The sequence below is a fragment of the Blastomonas sp. 34TW genome, assembly GCF_059803595.1.
This window is the reverse complement of record NZ_JAPFGW010000052.1, coordinates 1-1,201: the sequence shown is the minus strand read 5'-3', so window position 1 is coordinate 1,201 and position 1,201 is coordinate 1. Positions and strand designations below refer to the sequence as shown.

Below are 1,201 nucleotides of genomic sequence, written 5' to 3'. Positions count from 1 at the left end.
CCGCCAGGCGTGCAAGCTCAGGTCGATTTTGCCCGGTTTGTTGTCGAATTTGCAGACGAGCCTGGCGTCAGCCGGATCGTCTGGCTGTTCGGCCTGGTTCTGGGCCATTCCCGCTTCCTGTTTGCAAGATACGTCATGCATCAGGACCTCCAGACGCTGCTGCGCTGCCACATGGCGGCCTTCGATGCCATCGGCGGGGTGCCGATCGAAATCCTCTACGACCGCATGAAGACAGCAGTGACGGGAGAGGATGATCAGGGTCACATCATCTACAACCGTTCATTGCTGGCACTGGCGCGGCATTATCGCTTCATGCCACGAGCGTGCCGTCCCTACAGGGCCAAGACGAAGGGAAAGGTGGAACGACCGTTCAGCTACATCCGCAGGGACTTCTTCCTTGGGCGAAACTTCCGCAATCTGGAGGACCTCAATGCCCAGCTCATCGACTGGCTGGACACGGTCGCCAATGTCCGAGTGCATGGCACGACACAGCGCATCATCGCCGAGGCCTTTGCAGCTGAGCAGCTGGATCTCCAGTCACTGCCTGCACAGCCCTATGACGCGGTCCTCAAGCTGGAACGCCGGGTGAGCCATGATGGCATGGTATCGGTGGGCGGCAATTATTACAGCGTTCCTGATCGCACCCGCCGGGTGGTCGAAATCCAGCAACTGCCCGATCGTATCAGGATCCTCGACATGGGCGAGATCATTGCCGAACATGCGGTGCTGGAAGGCCGCCGGCAGAGCCGGATCGATCCCGCTCATCGCACTGGAAACAATGTAGCCAGGCGTACAGGCCGAGGTCAGGACGTCATTGCTGTTGGAAGAATCGGGGAACGCGTTCCTGTCCGATCGCTGGCAGTCTATCAGGCCATTGGAGCTCAGCTCGCTCAGGGAGACAGGACATGACACAAGGTCCTGCCGCATCGCGGATCGATAATATCCGTCGCAGCCTGGTGCACCTCAAAATGCCAAGGGCCCTTGAGATGCTGGATCCCACCATCCGGCGCATCGAACAGGGTCAGATCGATGGGATCGAAGCGATCGACGACCTGCTTGCCGAAGAGCTGTCGTTACGGGAAAACCGCAGGGTGAAGGCCGCGCTGCGCATGGCAAGGCTCCCTGTCATCAAGACGCTTGCCGGATACGACTTCTCGTTCCAGCCATCTTTGGACCGCAACCGGGTCATGGCATTGGCGGG

At 59.6% G+C, this 1,201-nt stretch carries 2 protein-coding genes; both read left to right on the top strand.

The annotated features are described in order from the left end of the window. On the top strand, positions 1–909 hold a 909-nt coding region (istA, locus tag OPU69_RS19950), incomplete at its 5' end, for an IS21 family transposase (RefSeq protein ID WP_498513301.1). Next, positions 906–1,201, top strand: a 296-nt coding sequence (locus OPU69_RS19945; protein WP_498513300.1) for an ATP-binding protein, incomplete at its 3' end; no start/stop codon positions are given. The genes istA and OPU69_RS19945, both read left to right, overlap by 4 nt.